The sequence below is a fragment of the Aquabacterium lacunae genome (assembly GCF_004310865.1).
GTDB lineage: Bacteria > Pseudomonadota > Gammaproteobacteria > Burkholderiales > Burkholderiaceae_C > Aquabacterium > Aquabacterium lacunae.
The window spans coordinates 385,155-411,509 of record NZ_SIXI01000002.1 but is presented as its reverse complement, the minus strand read 5'-3'; the positions used below and the strand labels follow the sequence as shown (position 1 = coordinate 411,509).

22 protein-coding genes are annotated in these 26,355 nt (G+C 67.3%); 12 read left to right on the top strand and 10 right to left on the bottom strand.

From position 1 onward, the window contains the following. Positions 1-38 precede the first annotated feature (38 nt). A complete protein-coding gene (locus EYS42_RS05580) occupies positions 39-1,082 on the top strand; it encodes an asparaginase (protein WP_130966863.1) in 1,044 nt (347 codons plus the stop codon). 64 nt (positions 1,083-1,146) lie between these two features. On the opposite strand, the gene EYS42_RS05575 is transcribed toward EYS42_RS05580, so the two are convergent. Both EYS42_RS05575 and EYS42_RS05570 read right to left on the bottom strand, forming a co-directional pair. Then, positions 1,147-1,740, bottom strand: a complete 594-nt coding sequence (locus EYS42_RS05575) for a methylamine utilization protein (protein WP_130966862.1) — start codon at positions 1,738-1,740, stop codon at positions 1,147-1,149. A gap of 29 nt (positions 1,741-1,769) precedes the next feature. Next, positions 1,770-2,186, bottom strand: a complete 417-nt coding sequence (locus EYS42_RS05570; protein WP_130966861.1) for a group I truncated hemoglobin — start codon at positions 2,184-2,186, stop codon at positions 1,770-1,772. A 118-nt stretch (positions 2,187-2,304) separates the two neighbouring features. On the opposite strand from EYS42_RS05570, the gene EYS42_RS05565 reads away from it, so the two are divergent. The 6 genes from EYS42_RS05565 to EYS42_RS05540 all read left to right on the top strand — a co-directional run bounded on the left by EYS42_RS05565 (position 2,305) and on the right by EYS42_RS05540 (position 9,675). Beyond that, on the top strand, positions 2,305-3,237 hold the full coding sequence (locus EYS42_RS05565) for a DUF3034 family protein (RefSeq protein ID WP_207301111.1): 933 nt from the start codon (positions 2,305-2,307) through the stop codon (positions 3,235-3,237). 87 nt (positions 3,238-3,324) lie between these two features. After that, complete coding sequence (locus EYS42_RS05560; RefSeq protein WP_130966860.1) at positions 3,325-4,545, top strand: efflux RND transporter periplasmic adaptor subunit; 1,221 nt, start codon at positions 3,325-3,327, stop codon at positions 4,543-4,545. Positions 4,546-4,560: 15 nt separating this feature from the next. Then, positions 4,561-6,540 (top strand): MacB family efflux pump subunit, encoded by a 1,980-nt coding sequence (locus tag EYS42_RS05555; RefSeq protein WP_130966859.1) that lies wholly within the window; start codon positions 4,561-4,563, stop codon positions 6,538-6,540. Between the two features lie 26 nt (positions 6,541-6,566). Next, on the top strand, positions 6,567-8,009 hold the full coding sequence (locus EYS42_RS05550) for an efflux transporter outer membrane subunit (protein ID WP_245503518.1): 1,443 nt from the start codon (positions 6,567-6,569) through the stop codon (positions 8,007-8,009). A 142-nt stretch (positions 8,010-8,151) separates the two neighbouring features. Next, a complete protein-coding gene (locus EYS42_RS05545) occupies positions 8,152-8,937 on the top strand; it encodes an SDR family NAD(P)-dependent oxidoreductase (RefSeq protein WP_130966858.1) in 786 nt (261 codons plus the stop codon). 42 nt (positions 8,938-8,979) lie between these two features. Continuing rightward, the gene (locus tag EYS42_RS05540; protein WP_130966857.1) at positions 8,980-9,675 is read left to right on the top strand and encodes a glutathione S-transferase family protein; all 696 of its coding nucleotides are present in this window, start codon (positions 8,980-8,982) and stop codon (positions 9,673-9,675) included. A 37-nt stretch (positions 9,676-9,712) separates the two neighbouring features. Here the strand turns inward: EYS42_RS05540 and EYS42_RS05535 are convergent, their stop codons facing one another. From EYS42_RS05535 to EYS42_RS05525, 3 genes are read right to left on the bottom strand one after another with little or no spacing between them, the layout of a single operon-like run. Continuing rightward, complete coding sequence (locus EYS42_RS05535) at positions 9,713-11,746, bottom strand: acetoacetate--CoA ligase (protein ID WP_130966856.1); 2,034 nt, start codon at positions 11,744-11,746, stop codon at positions 9,713-9,715. A gap of 53 nt (positions 11,747-11,799) precedes the next feature. Then, a complete protein-coding gene (locus EYS42_RS05530; RefSeq protein WP_130966855.1) occupies positions 11,800-12,129 on the bottom strand; it encodes an antibiotic biosynthesis monooxygenase family protein in 330 nt (109 codons plus the stop codon). Continuing rightward, complete coding sequence (locus EYS42_RS05525; protein ID WP_130966854.1) at positions 12,092-12,742, bottom strand: PadR family transcriptional regulator; 651 nt, start codon at positions 12,740-12,742, stop codon at positions 12,092-12,094. The genes EYS42_RS05530 and EYS42_RS05525 overlap by 38 nt, the downstream gene beginning before the upstream one ends. 216 nt (positions 12,743-12,958) lie before the next feature. Here EYS42_RS05525 and EYS42_RS05520 point away from each other — a divergent pair, with 216 nt between their 5' ends. Further along, positions 12,959-14,980, top strand: coding sequence for an NADPH-dependent 2,4-dienoyl-CoA reductase (locus EYS42_RS05520; protein ID WP_130966853.1), 2,022 nt, complete (start codon positions 12,959-12,961; stop codon positions 14,978-14,980). A gap of 23 nt (positions 14,981-15,003) precedes the next feature. Beyond that, positions 15,004-15,834: a crotonase/enoyl-CoA hydratase family protein gene (locus EYS42_RS05515; RefSeq protein WP_130966852.1), complete on the top strand. Its 831-nt coding sequence runs from the start codon at positions 15,004-15,006 to the stop codon at positions 15,832-15,834. Here the strand turns inward: EYS42_RS05515 and EYS42_RS05510 are convergent. Beyond that, positions 15,824-16,489 (bottom strand): glutathione S-transferase, encoded by a 666-nt coding sequence (locus tag EYS42_RS05510; protein WP_130966851.1) that lies wholly within the window; start codon positions 16,487-16,489, stop codon positions 15,824-15,826. The genes EYS42_RS05515 and EYS42_RS05510 overlap by 11 nt on opposite strands. Before the next feature lie 166 nt (positions 16,490-16,655). On the opposite strand from EYS42_RS05510, the gene EYS42_RS05505 reads away from it, so the two are divergent. Both EYS42_RS05505 and EYS42_RS05500 read left to right on the top strand, forming a co-directional pair. Then, entirely contained in the window at positions 16,656-17,003 is a 348-nt protein-coding gene (locus tag EYS42_RS05505; protein WP_130966850.1) for a hypothetical protein, read from the top strand. A gap of 128 nt (positions 17,004-17,131) precedes the next feature. Beyond that, complete coding sequence (locus EYS42_RS05500) at positions 17,132-19,009, top strand: response regulator (protein WP_130966849.1); 1,878 nt, start codon at positions 17,132-17,134, stop codon at positions 19,007-19,009. Between the two features lie 21 nt (positions 19,010-19,030). Here the strand turns inward: EYS42_RS05500 and EYS42_RS05495 are convergent, their stop codons facing one another. The 3 genes from EYS42_RS05495 to EYS42_RS05485 form a co-directional block, all read right to left on the bottom strand. Beyond that, complete coding sequence (locus tag EYS42_RS05495; protein WP_130966848.1) at positions 19,031-20,884, bottom strand: aminopeptidase P family protein; 1,854 nt, start codon at positions 20,882-20,884, stop codon at positions 19,031-19,033. 70 nt (positions 20,885-20,954) lie between these two features. Continuing rightward, positions 20,955-22,499 carry an NAD(P)/FAD-dependent oxidoreductase gene (locus EYS42_RS05490; protein WP_130966847.1) on the bottom strand — a complete coding sequence of 515 codons (1,545 nt, stop codon included), beginning with the start codon at positions 22,497-22,499 and terminating at the stop codon, positions 20,955-20,957. A gap of 145 nt (positions 22,500-22,644) precedes the next feature. Further along, positions 22,645-23,814 carry a sensor domain-containing diguanylate cyclase gene (locus tag EYS42_RS05485; RefSeq protein ID WP_165456637.1) on the bottom strand — a complete coding sequence of 390 codons (1,170 nt, stop codon included), beginning with the start codon at positions 23,812-23,814 and terminating at the stop codon, positions 22,645-22,647. A 122-nt stretch (positions 23,815-23,936) separates the two neighbouring features. Between EYS42_RS05485 and EYS42_RS05480 the strand changes: the two genes are divergently transcribed. Next, the gene (locus EYS42_RS05480; RefSeq protein WP_165456636.1) at positions 23,937-25,628 is read left to right on the top strand and encodes a serine/threonine protein kinase; all 1,692 of its coding nucleotides are present in this window, start codon (positions 23,937-23,939) and stop codon (positions 25,626-25,628) included. 29 nt (positions 25,629-25,657) lie between these two features. On the opposite strand, the gene EYS42_RS05475 is transcribed toward EYS42_RS05480, so the two are convergent. Then, the gene (locus EYS42_RS05475) at positions 25,658-26,182 is read right to left on the bottom strand and encodes a 3'-5' exonuclease (RefSeq protein ID WP_130966844.1); all 525 of its coding nucleotides are present in this window, start codon (positions 26,180-26,182) and stop codon (positions 25,658-25,660) included. Between the last annotated feature and the right edge of the window lie 173 nt (positions 26,183-26,355).

Below are 26,355 nucleotides of genomic sequence, written 5' to 3'. Positions count from 1 at the left end.
TTGTGTGGGTGTCGGTTTCCGGCATCAGCGGGGGATGCATGAGCGCAGCGCAGGCCGCGGCAGGTTCTGCCGGTGTGGTGAGGGTTCTGGGCACGGGCGGCACGATTGCCGGGGTGTCGCACACGGGCCGCGACCGTGATTACCAGGCCGCCAGCCTGAGTGTCGAGGCGCTGGTGGCGGCCGTGCCGGCCCTGGCGGGCGTGCCGCTGCAGTGCCACCAGGTGTGTCAGGTGGACAGCAAGGACATGGGGTGGCCCCAGTGGCGCCTCTTGCTGGCCGCGTGCCTGGAGGCGCTGAACGACCCGGTGGTGGCGGGCGTGGTGGTCACGCACGGCACCGACACGCTGGAAGAAACCGCCTTGCTGCTGCAGGTGCTGCTGCCGCCGGTCAAGCCCGTGGTGTTGACGGCCGCCATGCGCCCGGCCACTTCGGCCGAGGCCGACGGGCCGGCCAATCTGGCCTTGGCTGTGCGGTGTGCGCAGGCCTGGGCTGGGCAGGCACGCGGCGTGGCCGTGGCGGTGCAGGGGCGCTTGTGGCCTGCCCTTGCCGTGCGCAAGGCCCACAGCTGGGCCATCGATGCATTTGACGGGGGCGGCGTGTGCCCCCTGCCTGCGGAGCCGCCCGCCAGCCCGGCCTTGGCTCTGTGGCCGCCCAGTTGGGGCCGCCTCGAGCAGGCAGGCGCGCAGCCCTTGTTGCATGCCGAGACCTTGCCCTGGGTGCCTTGCATCGTGTCGCATGCCGATGCTCAGGCCACCTTGGTGCAGGCGTTGGCGGCCCATGTGCCAGCGCCTCAAGGGTGGTTGCTCGCCTGCACCGGACACGGCACAGCACATGCCCATCTTCTGGCTGCGTTGCAGCAGCAGCCTCAGCCTGTGTGGCGCGCTTCCCGCGTGGCGCGGGGGGGTATTGCGCCGCCAGGCCATGAGGCGATGCCTGCGGTGGGGTGGCTCACGCCCGCACAAGGGCGGTTGCTGCTGAGTGTGGCCTTGGCGGTGTCAGGCCCCGATGTTCAGGCGCTGGAGGGCTGGCGCCAGCGCTTGCTGGCCGAGCCGGGTCTGGCCGATCTGTTGATGCCGGATTGAGTGCGCGCAATGTCGCTGTGCGCGTGGCTGTGTGTGTGGCCGTGCGCTCGACGGTTTGCCGAGGTCAGCCCTTCACACGGTACGTGGCAGCCGGCCCGGTCTTGAGGTTGAATTCGACCGGTGCGGCGTTTTCACCCATGGCGGGGCTCCAGATGCGCACCTTGTGTTCGCCACCGGGCACGTCGATCGTCAGCCGGCCCTGCGCATCCGTCACACCATAAAACGGCGTGTCGACCACGTGGATGTAGCCGATCATGCCGTCGTGGATGTTGCAGCCCAGGGTGGCCGTGCCGGGTTTGTCGAACACGATGGGTGCATTCGGTGTGCCCGCGTACAGCTTGATCTCGAATTTCTTGACGGGCGAAAACGAATACACGTGGTGACGCACCGTGTCGTAGTTCGGGAAGTTGACGGCCCCCCCCACGGGCACGGCCACCACGGTGGGTGTGAACTGGCGGTTGCGCTGCCCCATTTCGATCACCGTGCCGCCTGCGTTGGCTTTGTCGCCCTTGGCCGTGATCACGGACACCACCGCCATGGGCAGCGGTTGCCCGGCTTCATTGAGCACGGTGAAGGCCTGTGGTGCTGCCCAGCAGCAGGCCATGGGCAGGGCGACGAGGGCGGTTGCCAGCCCGGTGCGCAAGGACAGTGTCGACATGGAAAGCTCCCGGAAGGTGGCGCCCTGTCTCATCGTTGCACCATGTCGCGGCGGCTGGGCGCAAGCCGGCGCAACAGTTCGTTCTTGGCGGCGTCACCCACGCCTGCACGGTCGAGCTCCTCGCGCAGCACGCTCACCATCACATCGAATTCCGAGCCTTGCAGCCCCAGGTCGGCATGGGCACGGACCATGTTTTCGCCCTCATACACGCAAGGGCCATCGGCCACCTTGCAGACGTACTTGCTGACCGAGTCGACCAGGAAAGGCATTTTCACGCCTTTGAAAGTGCGCCCGGCTGTGGGGTGCTGCGCCACGCGGGTCAAGGTGCGACCGACGATGTCCTGGATGCCATCAGGCCCGCCCAGTTGCCGGTACAGCGGCACCGATGGGGTGTGGCTGCAGGCGGCAAGGCTGGCGATGAGCAGGGACAGGATCAGGCGGTGCATGGCAGAGCTCCTTGAGGGTTCTGAGGTGTTGTCGGCTGGTGCCGGCAAAAGTTGAGCTCAAGCTGCGTCCGTGGCTGCCGATAAGCCAGCAACGTTCGTCACCCTCAGGGACCTGTTCATGACACATTCCCGCCACGCCCGCGCCAAGCCCTTGTTGAATCCACCGGTGGCCCACGCAGGCTGGATGCTTGGGGCTACGAGCCTCTTGATCGGTGCTGCGCTGCTGATGGCACCGCCAGCACGTGCAGGTGACCGCCTGTTGGCCACCTGGGGCGTGACGCAGGTCGAGGGCGCAGCCGGTGGCGGTCTCACACCTTGGGCCGTGATCGCGGGCACAGGCAGCAGCGACCAGGTGGGCGGTTCGGCCTACACCACCCGGTTGCGCACCCAGGATGGGTACGAGTTGAAGGCGGCCGGTGCGGCCATCGGCATCCGGGACCGGCTGGAGATCAGCATGGCGCGCTGGAGTTTCACCTTGAGTGACCAGGTGGCCCCGGGCAAATCGGTCGAGATGACCTCCGTGGGTGCCAAGGCCAAGGTGCTCGGCGACGCGGTGTATGACCAGGACCGCTGGTGGCCCCAGGTGTCGGTGGGCATTCAGTACAAGAGCACCGATGACAAGGCCCTGGCCCGCGCCCTGGGCGCTCGCGCCACCGACGATGTCGACCTGTACCTCACGGCCACCAAGGTGTGGCTGGGCGCCCTGGGTGGCAAGAACGTGCTGGCCAATGTCACCTTGCGCAACACCCGCGCCAACCAGTTCGGCCTGCTGGGCTTCGGCGGGGCCGACATCGGCGGGCGCCGCTGGCACCCCGAGATGTCGCTGGCGGTGATGCTGCGCGACGACCTGGTGCTGGGCGGCGAATACCGCGCCAAGCCCGATGCTTTGCGCCAGGTGCCCGGGTTCGAGGAGGAGGATGCCTGGGACCTGTTCATGGCCTGGTTTCCCTGGCGCCATGCCAGCCTGACCCTGGCCTGGGTGAACCTGGGCAACATCGCCACGCTCAAGAACCAGCAGGGCCTGTACCTGTCCGGTCAGGCCGCCTTCTGAGGCCCAGGGGGCCGAGGGTGTTTCAGCTTTACAAAGCGTATATCCATGCTTCACAAGCGATGAAACACCTTGGGGCACACTTCCGGGATGACTGCAACAAAGCGTACTGCCTGGGTGGGCCATGTGTTTTCCGTGAAGGGCCTGGTGGCCGCCCTGGTGTTGGCCGGCATCGGTTGGGGCGTCAAGACCCAATGGTTTCCCAAGGCCAAGCCGCCTGAAGTGATCACGGCCGCCGTCGAGCGCGGTGACATCGAAGACACGGTGCTGGCCACGGGCACCATCCGTCCGCTCAAGCAGGTGTCGGTGGGCGCCCAGGTGTCCGGGCAGATCCGCAAGCTGCATGTCAAGCTGGGCGACGAGCTCAAAAAGGGTGACCCGGTGGCCGAGATCGATGCGGTCACCCAGCAAAATGCCCTGAAGAATGCCGAAGCGGCGATTCGCAACATCCAGGCACAGCGTCTGGCCCGCCTCGCCTCGCTGGAGCAGGCAGAGCTGGTCCTCAAGCGCCAGCAGGACCTGGCCCAGCAGGACGCCACCTCGCGCCAGAGCCTTGAAGAAGCCCGGGCCGCTGTGGCCACGCTGCGCGCCGAGGTGAAGGCCCTGGATGCGCAGAGCGAGCAGCAGTCGGTGTCGGCCGACACGGCCAAGGTGAACCTGGGGTACGCCCGCATCGTGGCGCCCATGGACGGCGTTGTCTCGGCCCTGGTGGCCGAAGAAGGCCGCACCGTGAACGCCGTGCAGAGCGCGCCGGTCATGATCAAGCTGGCCGACGTCAGCACCGTGACCATCAAGGCGCAGATTTCGGAAGCCGACGTGGTACGAGTCAAGCCTGGCCTGCCGGTGTACTTCACCATCCTGGGTGACACGCGCAGCAAGTACGAAGCCCGGTTGCGCGCCATCGAGCCCACACCCGAGTCGGAGCAGACCGAGACCACCACGCCCGTCACCAACACGACGGCAGCGGTGTACTACAACGGACTGTTCGAGGTGCCCAACCCCGATCGCCGCCTGCGGGTGGCCATGACGGCGCAGGTGTCCATCGTGCTCGACAAGGCCGACAACGCCCTGCTGATTCCAGCCTCTGCGCTGGGCAAGCGCGGCAAGGGCGGGCACTACGAGGTCAAGGTGCTGGTGGGTGAGGGCGAGAAGGCCCGGGTCGAGACCCGCCAGGTGAAGGTGGGCTTGAACAACCGTGTGCAGGCCCAGGTGCTCGACGGACTGAAGGAAGGCGAGCTGGTGGTGGTGGGTGAGGCCGCAGGCGATGGCAAGAAGGCTGGCGGTGCAGGTGGCCCACCGCGCATGTTCTGAACGGGCTGAGCACACATGAATCAGCCGTTGCTGCAGGTGCAGGACCTCTGGCGGGAGTACCCGTCGGGGGATGGTGTGGTGGCCGTGCTCAAGGGCGTGAACCTGAGCATCCACGCGGGCGAGATGGTGGCCATCATTGGCGCCTCGGGCTCTGGCAAGTCGACCCTGATGAACATCCTGGGTTGCCTCGATCGCCCCACGCGTGGCGAGTACCGTGTGGCCGGTCAGTCGACAGCCACGCTGATGCCCGACGAACTGGCGCGACTGCGCCGAGAGCATTTCGGGTTCATCTTTCAGCGCTACCACCTGCTGGGTGACCTCAGCGCCGTGGGCAATGCCGAGATCCCGGCCATCTATGCGGGCAAAGGCAAGGCCGAGCGTCGTGAACGCACGGAGGCGCTGCTCAGGCGGCTGGGGCTGGGCGAGCGGCTCAACAACCGACCAGGGCAGTTGTCGGGCGGGCAACAGCAGCGTGTGAGCATCGCGCGCGCACTGGTCAATGGCGGTGATGTGATCCTGGCCGACGAGCCCACCGGGGCGCTCGATTCGGCCTCGGGGCAGGAGGTCATGAAGATCCTGCGCGAGCTGCATGCCGAGGGGCACACCGTCATCCTGGTGACCCACGACCCCCAGGTGGCGCGCAATGCGCAGCGCATCATCGAGGTCAGCGATGGCCGTGTGGTGGACGACCGCGCGCACACCCCGGCCGACCCTTTGCCGCCAGCGCCTCAGGCCGCTCAGCGCCCTCTGGCCGGTGGTCAAGGCCCTGGGCATTGGTGGGACCGCTGGCTGTCGCAATGGGGGCGCCTGACCGAAGCCTTCACGATGGCATTGCGGGCCATGGCCGGCCACCGCCTGCGCACCTTGCTGACCATGCTCGGCATCATCATTGGCATTGCGTCGGTGGTGTCGATGGTGGCGCTGGGCGAGGGTTCACGGCAGCGGGTGCTGGCCAACATCAATGCGATGGGCACCAACACCATCGATTTTTTCCCGGGCAAGAACTTCGGTGACCGCATGGCCAGCCGGATCCGCACGATGGTGCCTGACGACGCCCGCGTGCTGGCTGCGTTGCCCTACGTGGACAGCGTCTCGCCGGGGGTGAGTACCAGCGTCACCTTGCGGCGTGGCAACGTGGAAGCCTCGGCCAACGTCAGTGGGGTGGGTGAGCAGTTTTTCCAGGTCAAGGGCTACGCCATGGACAAGGGCATGGCCTTTGATGCAGAGGCCGTGCGCACGGCTGCGCAAGACGCCGTGATCGACCCGGCCACCCGCGATGCGCTGTTCCAGCCGGGCGAGAACCCGGTGGGCCAGGTCATCTTCCTGGGGCGCCTGCCGGTGCGCGTGGTGGGTGTCACCCAACCGCAGAACAACGCCTTCAGTTTCGGCGACAACCTGAACGTGTGGGTGCCTTACACCACGGGCATGCGCCGGCTGATCGGCACCAGTTCGCTGCGCAGCATCACCGTGCGCATCAAGGACGATGTCTCGGCCGTGGCGGCTGAACAGGGCATCACCCGTTTGCTCACCCAGCGCCATGGCAGCAAGGACTTTTTCGCTCGCAACAGCGACAGCATCCGCCAGACCATGGAAAGCACCACGCAGACCATGACGCTGCTGATCTCGTCGATCGCCGTGATCTCTCTGATCGTGGGTGGCATCGGGGTGATGAACATCATGCTGGTGTCGGTCACCGAGCGAACCCAGGAGATCGGCGTGCGCATGGCCGTGGGCGCTCGGCAAAATGACATCCTTCAGCAGTTCCTGATCGAAGCGGTGCTGGTCTGCCTGATTGGTGGGGTGCTGGGCATTGCCCTGGCCCTGGCCATCGGGGAGGTGTTTGCCGCCATGGGCAGCAGCTTCCAGCTGATCTACAGCACACAATCCATCGTGACCGCCTTTGGCGTGTCCAGCCTGATCGGGGTGGTCTTCGGGTTCCTGCCAGCGCGCAATGCGGCGCGGCTGGATCCTGTCGATGCCCTGGCTCGCCCTTGACCTTGCACAAGAACACCGGAGAGAACATGCGCACCGTTCGTTTCACCCTGACCCTGCTGGCCGCCGTGGCCACGAGCCTGGCCGGTTGTGCGACTCAGCAGGCAGGCACCGGGCTGCCCGAGCGGGCTGGGGCCACCGTGCCTGCGCAGTGGCAGCAGCAGGCTGCAGGCACCGCCGCCCTGGCTGGCACCCTGGCCCTGGACGAGGCCTGGTGGACCGCCTTCAACGACGCACAACTCGATGCCCTGGTTCAGCGCGTGCTGGCCGAGAACCTGAGCCTGTCAGCGGCAGCGCTCAAGGTTCGCCAGGCCCGCTTGCGCGCCGACCTGGCCGATGCCGACCGCTGGCCCACGGTGGCCGCCAGCCTCAGCGCCCAGGGGGCTCGCCCGTTGGAAGGTGGCAGCACCACCCGCAGCAGCAGTGCCACCCTGAGCGCCACCTGGGAGCTTGATTTCTGGGGGCGTGTGTCGGCTTTGCGCGATGTGCAGGTCTGGGAGGCCAAGGCCACCGAAGACGACCGCCGCGCCTTGGCCCTGAGCCTGGTAGGCACCACGGCCCGCCTGTACTGGCAGATGGCCTATCTGGACCAGCGCGTACAGTCGGCCCAGCAAAGCCTGGACTACGCTCGCAAGACCCAGACCCTGGTGGCAGCGCAGTACAAGGCAGGCAGTGTGGGTGGGCTGGAGCAGGCCCAGGCCCAGCAGGCGGTGTCGGCCCAGGAGGCCGTCCTGGCCGCCTTGGTGCAGACCCGCGAAGAAACCCGTCAGGCCCTGGCCCTGCTGCTCGACGGCCCCACGCAGTCGGCCAGCTTGCCAGCGCAATACACCTGGCCAGCCACGCCATGGCCTGTGGTGCGTGCGGGCGTGCCGGCCGAGGTGCTGGCCCGCCGGCCCGACTTGCGCGCGGCCGAGTACCGCATGCGGGAGGCCCACGCCGGTGTCACGGCCACGCGCACCGCCTACTACCCCAGGCTCACGCTCACGGGGGCCGTGGGTGGCAGCAGCCAGGACCTGAAGGACGTGTTGCGTGACCCGGTGGGCACCCTGGCTGGCTCGCTGCTGTTGCCTTTTGTGCAGTTCCGCGAGATGGCGCGCAACACGGCCATCGCCCAGGCCGATGCCGATGCCACGGTGCTCGGTTTCCGCCAGACCCTCTACCAGGCGTTGTCCGATGTCGACAAGGGGCTGTCGGCCCAGGTGCAGGCCGAACGGCAAACGCAGGCCTTGCAGACCCGCCTGGAGCAGGTCCTCAAGGTCGAGCGCCTGACCGAGGCGCGCTACCGCGCCGGGGCTGAGCCGCTCAAGGCGTGGCTGGATGCCCAGGAGGCCCGCCGCACCGCCGAACTGGCCTTGGCCGACGCCCGCTACAGCCAGCTCAGCAGCTATGTGGGCCTGGTGCAGGCGCTGGGTGGCCATGTGCCGCTGGCGGATGTGCCAGCCGAAGGGCCCGTGGCGCAGGCCAGGCCCTGAGCTCTTGTGCGAGGCTTCGCATGAGACCTCGCATCACGTCTGTCATGTGCGCCACGCCGGGCTGAAATCTGGGTCGCTGGCCTCACAATGCACACCCGATGTGCCTGGCGTTTCAGCCGGGTAGTTTTTGGGAGCACTCCGCATGACGAGACCTCTGGCCCTGGTGACTGGCGCCTCCTCTGGCATTGGCGAGCAGATCGCCCGCAGCCTGGCCCGCCGTGGCCATGACCTGGTGCTGGTGGCCCGCCGCAAGGGCCCCATGCAGACTCTGGCCGAGCAACTGGCTCAGCAGCATGGTGTGCGTTGCCACGTGCTGCCACAGGACCTGGCCGACGCCGATGGCGTGCAGCAACTGGCCGCCGCTCTGGCGGCACAGGGCCTGCAGCCCGAGGTGCTGGTGAACAACGCCGGCCTGGGCCACATTGGCTACCACCTCGACAACCAGTGGGCCGACGAGCAACGCATGATCGACCTGAACATGCGCGCCCTGACCGAACTCACGCACGCGCTGCTGCCGGCCATGAAGCGGCAGGGCAGGGGCCGCATCCTGAATGTGGCGTCCACTGCCGCCTTCCAGCCCGGTCCGGGCATGGCGGTGTACTTCGCCAGCAAGGCCTATGTGCTGTCGTACAGCGAAGCCTTGCACCACGAACTCGCGCCGCACGGCATTGCCGTCACGGCCCTGTGCCCGGGCCCGACGCAGAGCGAGTTCGTGCAGGTGGCCTCCAAGGCCCGGCGCATTTCGCTGGCCGACAAGGTGCCTTTTGCCAGCGCAGCCAGCGTGGCCGACACCGCGGTCGATGCACTCATGCGCAACCAGGCCATCGTGGTGCCGGGCCTGGTCAACAAGCTGGGCGTGTGGTCCACCCGCTTCACGCCGCGCTGGTTGCTGCGACACATCGTGGCCCGCGTGTTCCGCCCGGTGTGATCCACGCCGCCCAGCTGTCCTTCGTCATCGAAAGTCTGCCCCATGATCACCGTCCACCACCTGGAGACTTCGCGCTCGCAACGCATCTTGTGGCTGCTGGAGGAGCTGGGCCTGCCCTATGAACTGAAACTGTACAAGCGGCACCCGGTCACCAGGCTGGCGCCGCCCGAGCTCAAGAAGGTGCACCCGCTGGGCAAATCACCCGTGGTCACGGACGACGGCCTGGCGGTGGCCGAATCGGCGCCCATTCTGGAGCACATCGCCGAGCGTCATCTGGCTCAGGGCGGCCGCTGGCCCGATGAACTGGTCCATCTGGTGCCCGAGCGCGGCACGCCCGAGGCCTTCCAGATGCGTTTCTGGATGCACTTTGCCGAAGGCTCGCTGATGAACTGGGCCGTGATGAAGCTGGTCTTCATGACCATCCCCACGCAGCCCATGCCGTTCTTCGTGCGGCCCATCGCGCGCGAGTTGTGCAAGCGTGTGCAGCAGCAGCTGATCGACCCGAACCTGAGCACCAGCCTGGCCTTCATCGAAGCCCACCTGTCGCGCCACACCTGGTTCGCGGGCCAGCACCTGACCCTGGCTGATTTCCAGATGAGCTTCGCCGTGGAGGCCCTGTTGCAGCGTGCCGGCGGTGCGCAGCAGTACCCGCACCTCATGGCCTACCGCGACCGCATGGTGGCGCGCCCGGCTTACCAGCGGGCCATCGCCAAAGGCGGGCCCGTGGTGATGGGCTGATGCGCTGCTGCGCCGGGGCCGCCGCCTGACCGCCTGATCAGCCCTGGCGTGCCAGGTGCTCGTCGGCGCGGGCCTGGTACCAAGGGAGGCAGCCCGGGTTGGCCATGGCGTCGCGGTTGACCACCTTGGCCAGGGGCTGTCCCAGGAACACCTTCTTGATCGGTACTTCCTGCTTCTTGCCCGACAGCGTGCGCGGGATCTCGGGGGCCTGCAGGATTTCGTCGGGCACGAAGCGAGGCGACACCGCCTGCCGAATGGCCCCCTGCACGCGGGCGAGCAGTGCGGCGTCCATCGTGAAGCCGGGCCGCAGGCTCACGAACATGATCATGCGGCTTTCCTTGCCCAGGTACTCCAGGTCGATCACCAGGCTGTCGAGCACCTCGGGCAGGGCCTCGACCGCGTTGTAGAGCTCGCTGGTGCCCATGCGCAGGCCATGCCGGTTGATGGTGGCGTCGCTGCGGCCGTAGATGATGCAGCTCTCGTCGTCGTGCACCTTCAGCCAGTCGCCATGGCGCCACACGCCGGGGTAAGTGTCGAAGTAGCTGCCCAGGTAGCGGGCGTTGCCCTCGTCGCCCCAGAAGTACAGCGGCATCGAGGGCAGGGGGCTGCGGCACACCAGCTCGCCCACTTCGTCGGTCACGGCCTGGCCTTGCTCGCTCCAGGCTTCCACGGCGCAGCCCAGCATGCGGCATTGCATGCGCCCGGGCTGGATCGGCAGCTCGCGGTGCCCGCCGATGAAGGCCCCCGCGAAGTCGGTGCCACCCGAAATGTTGTTCCACCAGATGTCCGGGGTGCCCAGTGCAGCGAACTGGTCGCTCACCCAGCGCTGCACGTCTTCGGCCAGGGGCGAGCCGGTCGAGCCCAGGGCGCGGATGCGGCGCAGGTCACCGAAGTCACTCAAGGTGATGCCGGCCTTCATGCAGCTGGCATAGAACGCCGCGCCTGCCCCGAACCAGGTCACGCGGTGGCGGGCGGCAAAGCGCCACAACACGCCCCAGTCGGGCTGGTCCTTGCTGCCACCTGGGCTGCCGTCGAACAGGCACACGGTGGCGCCGTCCAGCAGGCCGGCCAGCTGCGCGTTCCACATGATCCAGCCGGTCGAGCTGTACCAGTGGAAGCGTTCGCCCAGGTTGTTGGCCGCGTGACTGCAGCCGATGTCGTAATGCTTGCCGCTGGCCGCCGAGATCAGCAGGATGCCGCCATGCCCATGCACGATGGGCTTGGGCAGGCCGGTGGTGCCGCTGGAATAGACCACCCACAGCGGGTGGTCGAAGGGCAGCCATTCGGGCGTGAAGGCCTGCACGGCTTCACCCGTGTCGGCAATGGCGTCTTCGTAGTCGATGTCGGCGGGCAGCACCTGCCGGGCATGCGGGCTGCGCACCATCAGCAGGGTCTGCACGCTGGGCAAGGCGGCGCGCAGGGCCTGCACGGTCTCGCTGCGGTCGATGGCCTTGCCCGCGTAGTACACGCCGTCGGTGGCGATCAGCAGCTTGGGCGTGATCTGGCTGAAGCGGTCGGTCACGGCCTGCGTGCCCATGTCGGGCGCGCACACGCTCCAGATGGCGCCCAGGCTGGCGCAGGCCAGGAAGGCCACCATGGTTTCCGGGATGTTGGGCAGGTAGGCCGCCACGCGGTCGCCGCGGCCCACCCCGGCCGCCCGCAGCCTCAGGGCCAGCGAGGCCACCTGGCGTTGCAGTTCGGCCCAGCCCAGCTCGCGGGCCTGGCCCAGTTCGTCGTCACTCACGATGGCGGGCACGCCGGCCGCTTCGGCGGCGGCCACGTGGCGCAGCACGCGCTGGGCGTAGTTCACCTGCGTGCCCGGGAACCATTGCGCGCCTGGCATCTGGGCATTCGCCAGCGCCACGGTGGGCGGCGTGGGCGATTCGAAGCCATCGTGGTCCCACAGGCTGCGCCAGAAGGCTTCGGGCTCGTCCACGCTCCAGCGCCACAGCTCGCCATAGCTGTTGAACTGCAGGCCCCGGTGTTCGGCCAGCCAGTCCTGGTACAGGCGGATCAGGGGGCGATTCGGCGGGTTGGCCGAGGCGTGGGCTGTGTGTGCAGGTGTTGTCATGGCGAGGCAGGCTGGGGTGGGGCTGCTGGGCGCCATGCAAGCACGATGCCGACTCAGCGGGGCGGGGTGTCCGCTGCAGGCCGGGTGGTGTCGAAGTGGTGGTGTTTGCGCACCTCGCACACCTGCAGGCTGTACTGCAGGTAAAAGGCTTCGCGGCCGCGCTTCATGGCCTGAAGGTGCTCGGGGTGTCGGCCCCAGGCCTGCGTGGCGTCCAGAGAGTCGAATTCCACCACGGTCACGCGCTCGCCATCGTCGGCCGTGAAGCCTTTGTGCGACACATAGCCCGGCATGGTGCGGGCCAGGGCGGCCATGCGGGCGGCCCATTCGGTGTACTCGGCCTGGTGCTCAGGGTTCAGGCGCGAGCGAAAGACGGTCACGATCATCGGGGGCTCCTGGTGTTTGTGATGTGTGCGTGCTTGCTGGGGCTGCAGGCGATTCAGAGGCTTCAGGCGACAGTGTGTGCAGCGTCCTGAGCGCGTCTTCGCACCAGCGGGCCCAGCCCTGTTCGTACATGATCCCGGTCTTCAGGATCATGTGCTGGATCGTGGCCTCGCGGCTGAGGGGCTGGCCGGCAGGGAAATCACGCGCCTCGATGGCGCGGTAGGCCACCAGCTTGGTGCGGTGCAACTGCAGGCGGCGCTCGATTTCGGTGTCCAGGCTCAGGGGGCTGTGGGCGCCCAGGGCCGCATCGGCGCGCAGCTTGACCATCAGGTCGTCGCGCATGTCCATGGGCGGTGTGGGCTCCTGCGCCCAGCGCACCACTTCCTGGCGTCCGGCGTCCAGCACGCGGTACACGCGCTTGCGGGTCTTGCCGCCATCGGGCGCCAGGTCGGAAGCGATCCAGCCGCTGGCCTCCATGCGCGCCAGCTCGCGGTAGATCTGCTGGTGCGTGGCATGCCAGAAATAGCCGATCGATTTGTCGAAGCGGCGCGCCAGGTCGTAGCCGGAAGAAGATTTCTCCAGCAGGGACGTCATCAGGGCGTGCGCGAGCGACATGGGCCACAGTGTACGTCGCGCAATGCACCATGCAACCAGTTGCATAGTTCGGATTTCTGCCCTACATTGCAGCTTGCCAACTATGCAACTGGTTGCATGTTTGTTTTCGCCCACGCGGCACGGCCCCATGGCCGAAAGCCGCCGAAGGCGTCAAGATCCCCGCTGCTTTCAAGCCGTCTGTTTCCCCAAGACATTTCTCAGCCACACAGGAACGCCATGTCCGCTTACCCCCACCTGCTGCAACCCCTGGATCTGGGCTTCACCACGCTGCGCAACCGCGTGCTGATGGGCTCCATGCACGTCGGTCTGGAAGAAGCCAAAGACGGCTTCGCGCGCATGGCCGCCTTCTATGCCGAGCGCGCCCGCGGTGGCGTGGCCCTGATGGTGACCGGCGGCATCTCGCCCAACGACGCAGGCCGCCCTTACCCCGGTGGCGCCCGCATGGCTTCTGAAGAAGAAGCCGCCCAGCACAAGGTGGTGACCGACGCGGTTCACGAAGCCGGCGGCAAGATCGCCATGCAGATCCTGCACTTTGGCCGCTACGCCTACCACCCGGGCCTGGTCGGCCCCAGCCCCATCAAGGCCCCGATCTCGCCCATGCCCCCGCGTGAACTCAGCACCGAAGAGGTCTGGCAAACCGTCGAAGACTACGCCCACTGCGCCGCCATGGCCCAGAAGGCCGGCTACGACGGCGTCGAGATCATGGGCTCCGAGGGCTACCTGATCAACGAATTCATTGCCGCCCGCACCAACCACCGCACCGACGAATGGGGCGGCAGCTACGCCAACCGCATGCGCTTCCCGGTGGAGATCGTCAAGCGCGTGCGCGAGCGTGTGGGCCCCAACTTCATCATCATCTACCGCCTGTCCATGCTCGACCTGGTCGAAGGCGGCTCCACCCACGACGAAGTGGTGGAGCTGGCCCAGGCCGTGGAAGCCGCTGGCGCCACCCTGATCAACACCGGCATCGGCTGGCACGAAGCCCGCATCCCCACCATCGCCACCAGCGTGCCCCGCGGCGCCTTTGCCTGGGTCACCAAGATGATGAAGGGCAAGGTCAAGGTGCCCCTGATCACCACCAACCGCATCAACACGCCCGAAGTGGGCGAGCAGATCCTGGCCGAAGGCAGCGCCGACATGGTCTCGATGGCCCGCCCCCTGCTGGCCGACCCCGAGTTCGTGAACAAGGCCGCCGCCGGTCAGGCCGACCGCATCAACACTTGCATCGGCTGCAACCAGGCCTGCCTGGACCACACCTTCAGCGGCAAGATCACCTCCTGTCTGGTGAACCCGCGCGCCTGCCACGAAACCATCCTCAAGATCGAACCGGCCACCGCCAAAAAGCGCGTGGCCGTGGTGGGCGCTGGCCCGGCCGGTCTGGCTGCGGCCACCACCGCAGCCAGCCGTGGCCATGAGGTCACCCTGTTCGAAGCCGACAGCGATGTGGGCGGCCAGTTCAACGTGGCCAAGCAGATCCCGGGCAAGGAAGAGTTCTACGAAACCCTGCGCTACTTCCGCAACGAGCTCAAGGCCACCGGCGTGACCACCAAGTTCAACACCCGCGTGTCGGTGGAAGACCTGGTGCAAGGCGGCTTCGACGAGATCCTGCTGGCCACCGGTGTCAGCCCGCGCACCCCGGCCATCGACGGCATCGACCACCCCAAGGTGCTGAGCTACCTCGACGTGCTGCGCGACAAGAAGCCCGTGGGCAAGACCGTGGCCGTGATCGGTGCCGGTGGCATCGGCTTTGACGTGTCCGAGTACCTCACGCACGAAGGCGAAAGCCCCTCGCTGAACCTGAACCTGTTCAACGACGAGTGGGGCATCGACAGCAGCTACGCCGAAGCCGGTGGCCTGAAGGCCCCGCACCTGCCCACACCCCCGCGCCAGATCTACCTGTTGCAGCGCAAGGCCAGCAAGGTGGGTGACGGCCTGGGCAAGACCACGGGCTGGATCCACCGCACCTCGCTGAAGAACCGCCGCGTGGAAATGATCGCTGGCGCCAGCTACAACAAGATCGACGATGCCGGGCTGCACATCACCGTGGGTGGCAAGGACATCACCTTGCCGGTGGACAACGTGGTGATCTGCGCAGGCCAGGAACCCTTCCGTGCCTTGCAGGCCGGCCTGGAAGCTGCGGGCCAGAAGGTGCACCTGATCGGCGGTGCCGACGTGGCCTCCGAGCTGGACGCCAAGCGCGCCATCAAGCAAGGCACCGAAGTGGCCGCGGCCATTTGAGCGCACACCTTCAGGAGCACGCCATGAGCATTGAAACGCCTCAGCTGGAGACCCTGCGCATTGCGCTGGCCGACCACATCTCCACCGTCACCCTGAACCGCCCGGACAAGGCCAACGCCATGAACTGGGCCATGTGGCAGGACATCCGTTCGGCCATGCAATGGGCTGACCGCACGCCCGAGGTGCGCGTGGTGGTGCTGGAAGGCGAGGGCAAGCACTTCACCTCCGGCATCGACCTGACCATGATGATGGGCCTGCAAGGCCAGATCAAGGACGAGTGCGATGGCCGCTCGCGCGAGAAGCTGCGCGCCCTGGTGCTGGAGCTGCAGGACACCCTGACCAGCCTGGAAAAGTGCCGCAAGCCCGTGCTGGCCGCCATCCACGGCGGCTGTGTGGGCGGTGGGGTCGACCTGATCTGCTGCGCCGACATGCGCTACGCCAGCGCCGACGCTTACTTCACCATCAAGGAAATCGACATCGGCATGGTGGCCGACGTGGGCACCCTGCAGCGCCTGCCCAAGCTGATCGGGCACCAGGGCCTGGTGCGCGAGATGGCCTTCACGGGCCGCAAGGTGCTGGCCGACGAGGCCCAGCGCATCGGCCTGGTCAACACGGTGTACGACAGCCGCGAGGCCCTGGTGGCCGGCGTGCGCGAACTGGCGGCCCAGATCGCGGCCAAATCGCCGCTGAGCATCCGAGGCACCAAGGAGATGCTGAACTACAGCCGCGACCACAGCGTGGCCGACGGCCTGAACTACATCGCCACCTGGAACTCGGCCATGCTGATGTCGTCCGACCTGATGGCGGCCATGATGGCCAGCATGGCCAAGCAGACGCCCCAGTTCAAGGACTGACGGGGTTCGCCCAGCCGGTGCAGGCTTCTTCGTGCGGTGGGTCGGTGGGCTCGCTGCGCGCGGCCTGCACCCATTCCTGCACGGCCGGCAAGGCCAGCAGGCGCTCGGCATAGGCCTGAACCTCGGGCTGCACGGGCAGCTGGTAGGCCTTGAGCCGGAAGGCCACGGGCGCAAAGAAGGCGTCGACCGCTGTGAAGCGATCGCCCGCCAGGAAGGGCCCGCCGAAGCGCTGCAGGCCTTCACCCCACAGCGCCTGCAGGCGGTCGAGGTCTTTCTGCAAGGCCGCGTCGATGGCCTTCATCTCAAAGGTGCGCAGCGTGTTCATCGAGCACTGCGTGCGCAGCGTGCCAAAGCCGCTGTGCATTTCGGCGGCCGCGCAACGGGCCCACGCACGCGCGGCCGGGGCGTCGGGCCACACCCCTTCAAAACGTTCGGCCAGGTATTCGGTGATGCCCATGGAATCCCACACCAGGCCTTCGGGTGTGTGAAGCGCGGGCACCTTGCCCGAGGGCACCTGCTGTCGGTAGGCCTGCCAGGCGGGCTCGTCGCCGAACAGCACCATGTGTTCTTCAAAGGCAATGCCCAGCTGCTTCATCAGCAACCAGGGGCGAAGTGACCACGAGGAATAGGTCTTGTGCGAGATGCTCAGGCGCATGGAAAAACCGTGAGGGGGCTGTGCTGGGATCTCACAGTGTGCCTTTTCGGTGCGCCTTCTGAAAATCGGCCCCGTGTTCGCGGGGGACCCCCTGTGCAGAGGCTGACCATTTGTCACAACTTGGCACCATATTTGCACATGCCGAGAACCGAACCAGGGAGTTTCCATGAGCACAGACAGCCAACGCCTCGCCATCGCCGCCCACCTGCACGTCGCCATGCGACGCAAGCTGGGTCGTGTCACCGACACCGAATGGATGGCCAGCAATGTGGAGTACGCCCTGGCCATGGTGCGCTTGTGCCGCGCCGAACAGGATCCTGACCTGAACACCCTGGCCGACCGGCTTGAGGCGGCTTTTGAACCCTTGCGCCCACGCCGCCCGGCCAAGGCCAGCGAAGCCGCCAACGAGGTGCCTTCTCGCTGGCACGACAGCGAACTGCGCCCTGAGTCGCGCAGCGAGTCAGTCTCCCGTAGTGCAGAACTGTCGCAGCGCTATGTGGGACGGCTGCGCTGACCCCCGCGGGCAGGGGGGATCGAATGTCCAGAATTCACGGTGACAGTGGGGGAGCCCGAGGGGATTTGCTATGAAGGCCTGAGGGGGGCGCTTGCAACACTGGCAGCACGATTTCCAAAGAATCTGCCATGTCGCCCCAGTCCCATCCTCCATCCATGCAGAGCCAGATGCAGCATGCCCGAACGCGCATGCTGCACGCCCATGTGCCCTTGGCCTCTCTCTGGGCGGCCGTGTTCGCAGTGATGCTGGTGGCGCTGGTCAACCACATGCGCCCTGAGGCCAGCCTGAGGGGGGCCATGGTCTGGATGATCAGTGCTTTGCTGCTGTCCCTGCTTCGGGCGCACCACGCCCTGAGTTTTCGTCACGCCGCAGACCCCGAAGCGCCGCACTGGCGCCGCGGATTCCTGGTGTACACCCTGGCCTATGCCACCGTGTGGGGACTGTCTGTTTGGATGCTGCCTTTGCACGGGCGCACCGACCTTCAGGCCATTGTCCTGGGCTCGGTGGCAGGCATGGCGGCCAGTGGCACGCTCATGCTGATGCCCGACCAGCGTGCGGCAGCGCTCTGGCTGGCGCCAGTGCTGTTGCCAGGTGTCGGCTATTGCCTGACCCTGGGCTCCGACTACGGCCTGTTCGGTACCATCACCTTGCTCGGCTTTGCCGTCATCTTGTGGGTCGAGGCCGTGCGCAGCCACCGGCGCCTGGGCGAACTGCTTCAGTTGCGTTTCCAGAGTGACCACATTGCCGAGGCCAGAGCCCAGGCCCTGAACGAGGCCGAGCAATTGCAGGAGGCCAAAGGTCATTTCCTGGCCGCCATGGGCCATGAGCTTCGCACGCCGCTGCACGGCATCCTGGGCCTTTCACGCATGCTGCGAAGCGAGTTGCAGACCCAGGAGGCTCACCAGCGCCTGAACTTGCTGCAGGGCGCGGGGCAGCACCTGCTGCACGTGATCAATGATGTGCTCGACCATGCGCGTCTGCAGTCTGGCCAGCTGGAGCTGGCCGAGCGGCAGGTGGCCCTGCACGAGCTGGTGCGCGATGCCGCCGCAGTGGCCGAAGTCTCGGCGCTCGACAAAGGTCTGTCGGTCGAGCTGGAGAATCGCCTGCCTGACGGGGTCTGGGTGCAAGCCGACGGTGACCGCATACGCCAGGTGCTGGGCAATCTGTTGTCCAACGCCGTGAAGTTCACCGAGCGCGGTCAGATCACCGTGCGGCTGCACCAGGGCTTCACCGAACCCGGTGGCGACAGGTCGTGGTTCCACATCGAAGTGCAGGACACCGGCATTGGCATGGCGCCCAGCGAGACGGAGCGCATCTTCGACGCCTTTCAGCAGCTCGACGGCAGCCACCGGCGCAAGAGCCCCGGCAGCGGTCTGGGCTTGAGCATTGCGCGTCAGGTGTGCGAGGCCATGGGGGGCGAGCTGGTGTGCGACAGTCAATTGGGCGAGGGCACGCTGTTCAGATGCGTGCTGCCGCTCAAGGTGGTGCCCGGACCAGCGCTGGCTGTGCCGTCGACCGCCATGGGCACGCTCAACACCTGGCCCACGCCCACAGAGCCTCGCACCCCGCTTCATGGCACGGTGCTGCTGGTCGAAGACAACCCGGTCAACGCCATGGTGGCCCAGGCCGAACTGGAGCAACTGGGCCTGGTGGTGGCCACGGCAGAAAACGGGCGGCAGGCCCTGGAGTGGCTGACCCTGCACGAGGCGGATCTGGTCCTGATGGATTGCCAGATGCCCGAGATGGACGGCTTCGAAGCCACCCGTCACATCCGGTCAGTCGAACAGCACAAGGGGGGCGAACGCCTGCCCATCATCGCGCTGACGGCTGCTGCGCAGGTGGAAGATCAGAGGGCTTGCCTCGAAGCTGGCATGGACGACCACCTGGCCAAACCCTTTCACCAGGGCGACCTGGTGAAGGTGATCCGGCGGCACCTGCTGCGTGGTGGCCGTCGCACAGCGCGGGCCCTGATGGGACAGGGCGAACGCCGGCGCGCCACCGCCTGAGACGCCTGCCCCGAAGGGCTTTCAGTGCGTCGGCACGGGCTCGGTGCGCGCCAACAGCCATGTCAGTGCATCGCCCTCGACCCGGGGCGCCAGCCGGCGGCGAACCTCGGCGTGGTACTGATTCAGCCATTGCACTTCATCGGCCCGCATCAGTGTCAGGTCGATGCAGCGCGTGTCGATCGGGCACAGCGTCAAGGTTTCAAACGCCAGGTACTGACCATGTTCGGGCTCGCCCGGCTCCGCGTTTTGCACCGGTGGCAGGGCCACATTCAGCACCAGGTTTTCGATGCGGATGCCCCAGCGCCCAGGGCGGTACAGGCCGGGTTCGATGGAGGTGATCATGCCCGGCTGCATGGCCATGTCGGCGTTTGGCACAGCCTTGGAAATGGACTGCGGCCCTTCGTGCACGTTCATGAAGTAGCCCACACCATGCCCCGTGCCATGGCCGAAATCGATGCCTTCGGCCCACAGGGGCGCCCGCGCCAGGGCATCCAGCATGGGGGCCAGCGTGCCCTGCGGGAAGCGGGCGCGTGACAGGCCGATGGTGCCCTTGAGCACCAGGGTGTAATCGCGCTTTTGCGCAGCGCTGGGCTGACCAATGGGCCACACCCGGGTGATGTCGGTGGTGCCACCCAGGTACTGCGCACCCGAATCGATCAGCAGCAGGCCCTGGGCCACCAGGCCTTGTGGCGTGCTGATGTGGCCAAAGGCCTCGGGTGTGGCGCGGTAGTGGGGCAGGGCGCCATTGGCGTTGAAACCGGCAATGGTGGGGAAGCTCAGCGACACGAAATCGGCCTCCTTGGCGCGCTCGGCGCTGAGGCGTTCGTCCACTGTCAGCTCGCTGATGGCTTCGCGCCCCAGGGCCTGCTCGAACCAGGCATAAAACCGGCACATGGCCGCGCCGTCTCGTTCCATGGCTTCGCGGATGTGCTCGGCCTCGGCATCGGTCTTGCGTGATTTGGCCAGCGTGGTCGGGTTGAGGGCCTCGACCACGCGGGTGTGAGCAGGCACACGCTGGCGCAGGCCATGGGTGACACGCTTGGGGTCGATCAGCAGCACGCTGCCTGGGGGCAGGGCCGCCAGGGCGTCCAGCGCCTCGGCGTAGGGCCTGAGTTGCACGCCATCGGCCGCCAGCCGCTCGGCCAGTTCGGGTGCCACCTTGCCCTCGGGCACGAACAACTCGGCCCCATCGGCATGCACCAGCAGGTGGGCCAGGAACACGGGGTTGTAGTCCACATCGGCGCCGCGCAGGTTCAGCACCCAGGCCAGGTCGTCGAGCGTGGCGATCCAGTGGTGGCTGGCCCCTCGGGCCCCCATGGCCTGGCGCAAGGCCGACAGCTTGTCGGCGCGCGACGTGCAGGCAAAAGGGGCGGTGTGTTCGTACACCGCGGCCGTGGGCAGGCCGGGGCGGTCGGCCCAGATGGCCTCCAGCACGTCAAGTTGCGGCTGCACCTGCCACGCTGGGGCCTGCGCCTGAAGGGCTTCCTTCAGTTGCTGCACCGCGGCCAGGCCCATGACCAGGCCATCGAAGGCCAGCGCGGGCTGGCCAGACAAGCCCAGATCGGCGAGCCAGCGCGCACAGGCGGGCGAGAAGGCGCCGTCCAGCTTGACCAGGTCGATGCCGGTGCCGGCCAGCTCGGTCTCGGCCTGCGCCCAGTAGCGGCTGTCGGTGAACAGGGCGGCGCGGTCGGCGGCCACCAGCAGGGTGCCCGATGAGCCAGTGAAGCCACTGAGCCATTGCCGGCCCTGCCAGCGTTCGGGCAGGTATTCCGACAGGTGCGGGTCACTGGAGGGGATCAGCGCGGCCTGGATGCCGCGTGCGGCCAGCGCAGCGCGCAGGGCCTGCAGGCGTTGGGTGATGGGGGTGGCACTCATGCTTTGATGATGCCACCAAAGCCCCAGGCACATGGGCCGAGGGCTTGTGCGGTCAGGGGTGCCGCTGCGGTCAGGCGGCGCGGTTCTGGCCGTCGTTGGGCTGCGGGGCCTGGGTCCCGGTGGCCGAGGCAGCAGGCGCCGTGGGCGCCGTGGGTGGGTGCTTGACCGGGTTCACGGCCAGGTCGGGGTTGTTGCCCGTCACCACGGCCACGGGGGGCACCCGCACCAGCATGGCGTTGGGCTCCAGGGCGTGCGGGTCGGGGAACACGCGTGCGTGGCGCTGCGAGGTGAAGTACGCCCAGGCCCAGTCCATGAACACGACCATGCGGTTGCGGAAGCCGATCAGGAAGTACACGTGCACGAACAGCCAGAACAGCCAGGCCGAAAAGCCGCTGAACTTGATGCGCTTTTTCGTGAACGGGATGTCGATCATGGCCACGGCCGCGCGTTTGCCGATGGTGGCCAGCGAGCCGTAGTCGAAGTAGCGGAACGACTGCGGCGCCAGGCCCTTGAGCTTGCGCTGGATGTTCTTGGCGGCCTTGCGGCCCATCTGCTTGGCACCCGGGCTCACGCCAGGCACCGGGGTGGGGTTCTCGGGGTCGAGGTAGCTCTTGGCCGAGGCCAGGTCGCCCACCACGTAAATGTTGCCGTGGCCGGGCACGGTCAGGTCGGGCTCGACCACCACGCGGCCTGCGCGGTCGAGTGCACAACCCGTGCTCTTGCTCAGGGCGCGGCCCAGCGGTGAGCCAGCCACGCCGGCGCCCCACACCACGGTGCGGGTGGGCAGGAAGTGCGACACGTTGCGCACGCTGCCATCGGCCTGCTTCTCGCCCAGGTCGTAGTGAATGCCGAAGGCCGTGATGTTGGTCACCTTGGCGCCGGTCAGCACCTCGGCACCCAGCCCTTCGAGCTGGTCCTTGGCCTTGGCCGACAGGTCTTCCGGGAAGGTGCCCAGCACCCGCGGAGCACCTTCGATGAGGATGACCCGCGCGCGGCGCGAGTCGATGCGCTTGAACTCCGAACGCAGCGTCTGCTGGGCGATTTCGGCCATGGTGCCGGCCATCTCCACGCCGGTCGGGCCAGCGCCCACCACGGCGAAGGTCAGCCATTGCTCCCGGGCCACGGGGTCGTTCTCGCGTTCGGCCTGCTCGAAGGCCGTCAGCACGCGGCGGCGGATGGTGAAGGCGTCGCCCAGGGTCTTGAGGCCGGGGGCGTACTTGGCCCACTGGTCGTTGCCGAAGTAGCTGTGGGTGGCGCCGGCGGCGACGATCAGGTGGTCGTAGTGCAGGTGTTCGCCACCGTCGAGCACCACGCAGTTCGACGCCGTGTCGAGGCTGGTGACCTCGCCCATCAGCACCGTCAGATGGCCTCGGGCGATCTGGTTGCGCAGGATGTGACGGATCGGGCTGGCAATGGCCGGGGCCGGCAGGCCTGCGGTGGCCACCTGGTACAGCAAGGGTTGGAACAGGTGGTGGTTGGTGCGGTCGACCACCACGACATCGACATCGGCACCGTCAAAGGCCTTGGCGGCCTCCAGACCACCGAAGCCGGCCCCCACGATGACGACGCGGGGGCGAGGTGAAGCAGGGGGCGCAGGCGTGCGGATGTCGGCCATGAGGGTGTGTCAGTGTCTGGTTGTTTTTGACAAGCGTCTGCACGTCTCCACACGGCAGCGCTTGAGGCTTGTCAGTGTTTATACCAGTACCCGACCACAGTGTGTGGATTTGCACCAACCTGGTGCCACCCCGGTTCACGGGGTTTCATGCGACACGGGCTGTCGTGCGGCCTTCCACAGGCGCGGGTGTGTCACCCAGGTCCAGCACCATGCGGCATTTGCCCGCCCGTTTGGCGCTGTACATCGCGGCATCGGCCCGTTGCATCAGGGCCGCCTCGTTTTCGTGCGGCTGGTGCACCACCAGGCCGATGCTGGGCGTGGCCTTCACGTGGTGGCGTTCCAGGGTGTAGGCCTCGCTCAGGCAGGTCAGGATGCGCTGGCCGATGCGCTCGACTTCGTGCGGCATGCCCGCACCTTCCAGGATCACCATGAACTCGTCGCCTCCCAGTCGGCAGACGATGTCGGTGGTGCGCACGCAGGCTTGCAGTCGCCGCGCCACCTGCTGCAGCAGCAGGTCGCCCACATGGTGGCCATGCGTGTCGTTCACGGCCTTGAAGCCGTCCAGGTCCACAGCCATGACGGCCAGTGTCTTGGGTTCACGGCGCGCACGTGCCATGGCGTGGAAGAGATGCTCCGAGAAAGCCCGGCGGTTGGGCAACTCGGTCAGGCTGTCATGGCGGGCCTGATCGGCCATCTGGCGCAACTGTTTTTTCAGCGGCGCGATGTCCTGGAACACGCGGTTGTGGTGCGTGATGCGGCCCTGCGCATCTCGCAGGGCACTCACGGCCAGCCACATCTCGTGCACGGCGCCGTCGTGTGCCGTGATGGCCGATTCTCCCGCCCAACGGGTGCCGTCACGCAGGTGCTGGTCGACACCGGGCAGGTGCGAGGGCCGCAGGGGCGCCAGCCCGTGCAGTTCGGCGCTCTGGCCCAGCAAGGCATCGGTGCTCATGCCGCACAGGCGGGCGAAGGCCTGGTTGACCATGACGATGCGGTCGAGTGCATCAGTGATCACCATGGGCGCCTGGGAGTGCTGGAAGGCCGCTTGCAGGAGGTGGGCGCCCGCTGGGGCGGTGGCGTCGGTGGCCTGAAGGGCGCGCAAGGCGTCCTGGTACCGGTCATGGGTTTGCTGGGTCTCGCCACGCTGGCGTCCCAGGCAATGCGCGGCCCATGCCACACACCCGGTGGCAGACAGCCAGGCCACATGGCCCAGCCAAGGACTGGAAGACGACAGCAACATGGCGCCAGCGGTGGTGGCCAGGGCAGCCCCTGAAAAGGCCACCCAGCGGTGCTGGGCCAGGGTGGGCGTCCCCATGGTCATCATCGATCGTGAAGACATGGACACCCCGACTGAAACAACATCAGTGCCCAGGTTATCGGCCACGAAACCCGAAGCTTGAACGGCTGCTCGCCGGTCATTTGATAAGCTGCGCCGTTGTGAACACGTCGTCTTCTGTTCCCCCCGCGTCGAGAGACACCCTGCCAGTCGGCTTCCAGCTCAACGAGTACGTCGTCGAAGGCGTGCTGGGTGTGGGTGGTTTCGGGGTGGTCTATCGCGCCCATGACCCGCAGTTGCAGCGCCAGGTCGCCATCAAGGAGTACCTGCCCGTCACGCTGGCGGCTCGCGGGGACGATGGCGGCATCGTCTTGCGGTCGCCCCAGCACCGTGCAGCCTTCGAGTTGGGCTTGCAGTCGTTCGTGAACGAGGCCCGTCTGCTGGCCCGATTCGATCACCCCTCGCTGGTGCGTGTGTTCCGCTTCTGGGAGGCCCAGGGCACAGCCTACATGGTCATGCCGTGTTACGAAGGCGCCACGCTCTACACCGCCCGCAAGGCCATGAGTGCTCCCCCCAGCCAGGCGTGGTTGCGCGCCCTGATGGAGCCCCTGCTGGGCGCTCTGGAGTTGTTGCACCGGGAGCAGGTCTATCACCGTGACGTGGCCCCCGACAACATCCTGATCGTGCCCGATGCCGATGCACCCGAAGGCATGCGCCCGGTGCTCCTCGACTTCGGCGCGGCACGGCGCGTGATCAGCGACCACACCCAAAGCCTCACGGCCATCCTCAAGCCGAGCTTCGCGCCCATCGAGCAGTACGCCGAAACCAGCCACCTGCGCCAGGGGGCCTGGACCGACCTGTACGCGCTGGCGGCCGTACTGCACTATTGCCTGACCGGCCGCACCCCGGTGCCATCCACCGCCCGGGCGGTGCACGACGATCTGGCACCGCTGTCGTCCATGGCCGATGAGCTCGGGCGTGATTTCGGACAGCACTATCCGCCGGCCTTGCTGGAGACCATCGACCGGGGGCTGGCCGTGCGCCCCGAGCACCGGCTGGCCTCGGTGGCCCAGTGGCGAGCCAGCCTGCTGGGTGAGCCCTTGCCACCCGTCACCCAGTCGATCATGCGCACCACCCAGGCGCCAGTTCGGCCTGACCCCGCGTCGGCGCCCGCCCGCGAGCCCACCTTCGCGCCCACGATGCTGGTCAGCCGGCCTGATGCCGTGTCGCACGAGGCCACAGGTCTGGCGGAGGCGTCTGCATCGGCATCATCTGGTGGCATGGGCATGCTGACGGGCTTGCGGCAGTCGGCCTGGTTCCGTGCCGCAGCCCTGGGGCTGGCGGGGATGGGGCTGGTGGGTCTGGCCGTGCTGTGGGCCGGGCGAGGACCCGTCACAGGCCAACCGGACCTTCAAGCCCAGACACCACAAGCCGGGCTCGCGGCTTCGGCCACAGTCGCCGCCCCGGCGGGTGCTTCGCTGCCTACAGCTGGCGCCAGAGGGGTGTCCCCGCCGGCGGTCTCAGCAGCCGAGCCTCCGCGTGAACGTGTGGCCGAGCGTGCGCCAGAACAGCCGGACAGGCGTGAGGCACAGCGGTCAGCCGGACAGGCATCGCAGCGCACGGCAGACACCGAACGCGCGCCGTCTCGCGCCCCGGAGCGCACGGCTGAACGTCCGCAGGCCTCCGCCGACAGCGCACGCAGTCCTGCCGACGCCTGTGGTGGGCGCATCTTCATTGCGCATGCCTTGTGCATGAAACGCCAGTGCGAACGTCCGCGTTTCAAATCGCACGCCCAGTGCGTGAAACTGCGTCAGCAAGAGGCCGACCAGCGCAAGGCCCTCGAAGGCGTCTGATCGGTGCCCCGACCTGGGCGCCAGGTTGCTCAGGCTGCCGCGGGTTGCGCGGCGCGCAGGGACTGCAGGGTCAGCTGGAGCAGGCGCGCGTCGCTGCTGGCGCGGTGCCGCGGCAGGCAGGCCTGCACGGCCACGCGCTGTTTGGCCTCGTGCCACAGCGCGGCTTCGGCATCCGACAGCAGGGCCCGCAGGTTTTCCAGCCGGAAGCTGGGGCTGCGATCGGCGGCGTCGTACAGCTTGTTCAGCCAGGTGTAGTCGTGGGCCCAGGCGTCTGAGTACACCACCATGCCGCGCAGCCAGTCGTTCAGCACCGCCACGATCTCGGCCGGGCTGCGCCCGTGTTGCAGCAACTGCTCGCGCGAAATGTTGTGCACGGTGGCCGCGTTGGGGTCCCAGTGCTGCCAGGCCGGCTCGGGCCGCACGAGCGAACACCAGCTGCGGGCGTCCGGCATCACGATGCCGATCTCGATCGGGTAGCTGCCCAGGCCAAAACCCGACGCCTCGATGTCGAGGATCGGCGGCAGCGCAGTCGATGGGGTGTCTGTGTTGGCCATGGGACCCTGGTGTCTCGTGTAGGAATCGTTATCCGTTCAGTTTCGCACCCTTGTTTCTGTCCGAATCTAGGGGTTTGAACGGCATTTCGCCCCCATGTCCTGTTTGATGCAGGTGCATCTGTGTCCCAGATGCCAGCAGGATCCGGGCCAGGCGCTACCATTGCAAAGCCGGT

Excerpts from the sequence above, each read along its gene's own strand:
- EYS42_RS05580 (WP_130966863.1), top strand. The coding sequence starts at position 39 with ATGAGCGCAGCGCAGGCCGCGGCAGGTTCTGCCGGTGTGGTGAGGGTT.
- EYS42_RS05575 (WP_130966862.1), bottom strand. The coding sequence starts at position 1,740 with ATGTCGACACTGTCCTTGCGCACCGGGCTGGCAACCGCCCTCGTCGCC.
- EYS42_RS05570 (WP_130966861.1), bottom strand. The coding sequence starts at position 2,186 with ATGCACCGCCTGATCCTGTCCCTGCTCATCGCCAGCCTTGCCGCCTGC.
- EYS42_RS05565 (WP_207301111.1), top strand. The coding sequence starts at position 2,305 with ATGACACATTCCCGCCACGCCCGCGCCAAGCCCTTGTTGAATCCACCG.
- EYS42_RS05560 (WP_130966860.1), top strand. The coding sequence starts at position 3,325 with ATGACTGCAACAAAGCGTACTGCCTGGGTGGGCCATGTGTTTTCCGTG.
- EYS42_RS05555 (WP_130966859.1), top strand. The coding sequence starts at position 4,561 with ATGAATCAGCCGTTGCTGCAGGTGCAGGACCTCTGGCGGGAGTACCCG.
- EYS42_RS05550 (WP_245503518.1), top strand. The coding sequence starts at position 6,567 with ATGCGCACCGTTCGTTTCACCCTGACCCTGCTGGCCGCCGTGGCCACG.
- EYS42_RS05545 (WP_130966858.1), top strand. The coding sequence starts at position 8,152 with ATGACGAGACCTCTGGCCCTGGTGACTGGCGCCTCCTCTGGCATTGGC.
- EYS42_RS05540 (WP_130966857.1), top strand. The coding sequence starts at position 8,980 with ATGATCACCGTCCACCACCTGGAGACTTCGCGCTCGCAACGCATCTTG.
- EYS42_RS05535 (WP_130966856.1), bottom strand. The coding sequence starts at position 11,746 with ATGACAACACCTGCACACACAGCCCACGCCTCGGCCAACCCGCCGAAT.
- EYS42_RS05530 (WP_130966855.1), bottom strand. The coding sequence starts at position 12,129 with ATGATCGTGACCGTCTTTCGCTCGCGCCTGAACCCTGAGCACCAGGCC.
- EYS42_RS05525 (WP_130966854.1), bottom strand. The coding sequence starts at position 12,742 with ATGTCGCTCGCGCACGCCCTGATGACGTCCCTGCTGGAGAAATCTTCT.
- EYS42_RS05520 (WP_130966853.1), top strand. The coding sequence starts at position 12,959 with ATGTCCGCTTACCCCCACCTGCTGCAACCCCTGGATCTGGGCTTCACC.
- EYS42_RS05515 (WP_130966852.1), top strand. The coding sequence starts at position 15,004 with ATGAGCATTGAAACGCCTCAGCTGGAGACCCTGCGCATTGCGCTGGCC.
- EYS42_RS05510 (WP_130966851.1), bottom strand. The coding sequence starts at position 16,489 with ATGCGCCTGAGCATCTCGCACAAGACCTATTCCTCGTGGTCACTTCGC.
- EYS42_RS05505 (WP_130966850.1), top strand. The coding sequence starts at position 16,656 with ATGAGCACAGACAGCCAACGCCTCGCCATCGCCGCCCACCTGCACGTC.
- EYS42_RS05500 (WP_130966849.1), top strand. The coding sequence starts at position 17,132 with ATGTCGCCCCAGTCCCATCCTCCATCCATGCAGAGCCAGATGCAGCAT.
- EYS42_RS05495 (WP_130966848.1), bottom strand. The coding sequence starts at position 20,884 with ATGAGTGCCACCCCCATCACCCAACGCCTGCAGGCCCTGCGCGCTGCG.
- EYS42_RS05490 (WP_130966847.1), bottom strand. The coding sequence starts at position 22,499 with ATGGCCGACATCCGCACGCCTGCGCCCCCTGCTTCACCTCGCCCCCGC.
- EYS42_RS05485 (WP_165456637.1), bottom strand. The coding sequence starts at position 23,814 with ATGGGGACGCCCACCCTGGCCCAGCACCGCTGGGTGGCCTTTTCAGGG.
- EYS42_RS05475 (WP_130966844.1), bottom strand. The coding sequence starts at position 26,182 with ATGGCCAACACAGACACCCCATCGACTGCGCTGCCGCCGATCCTCGAC.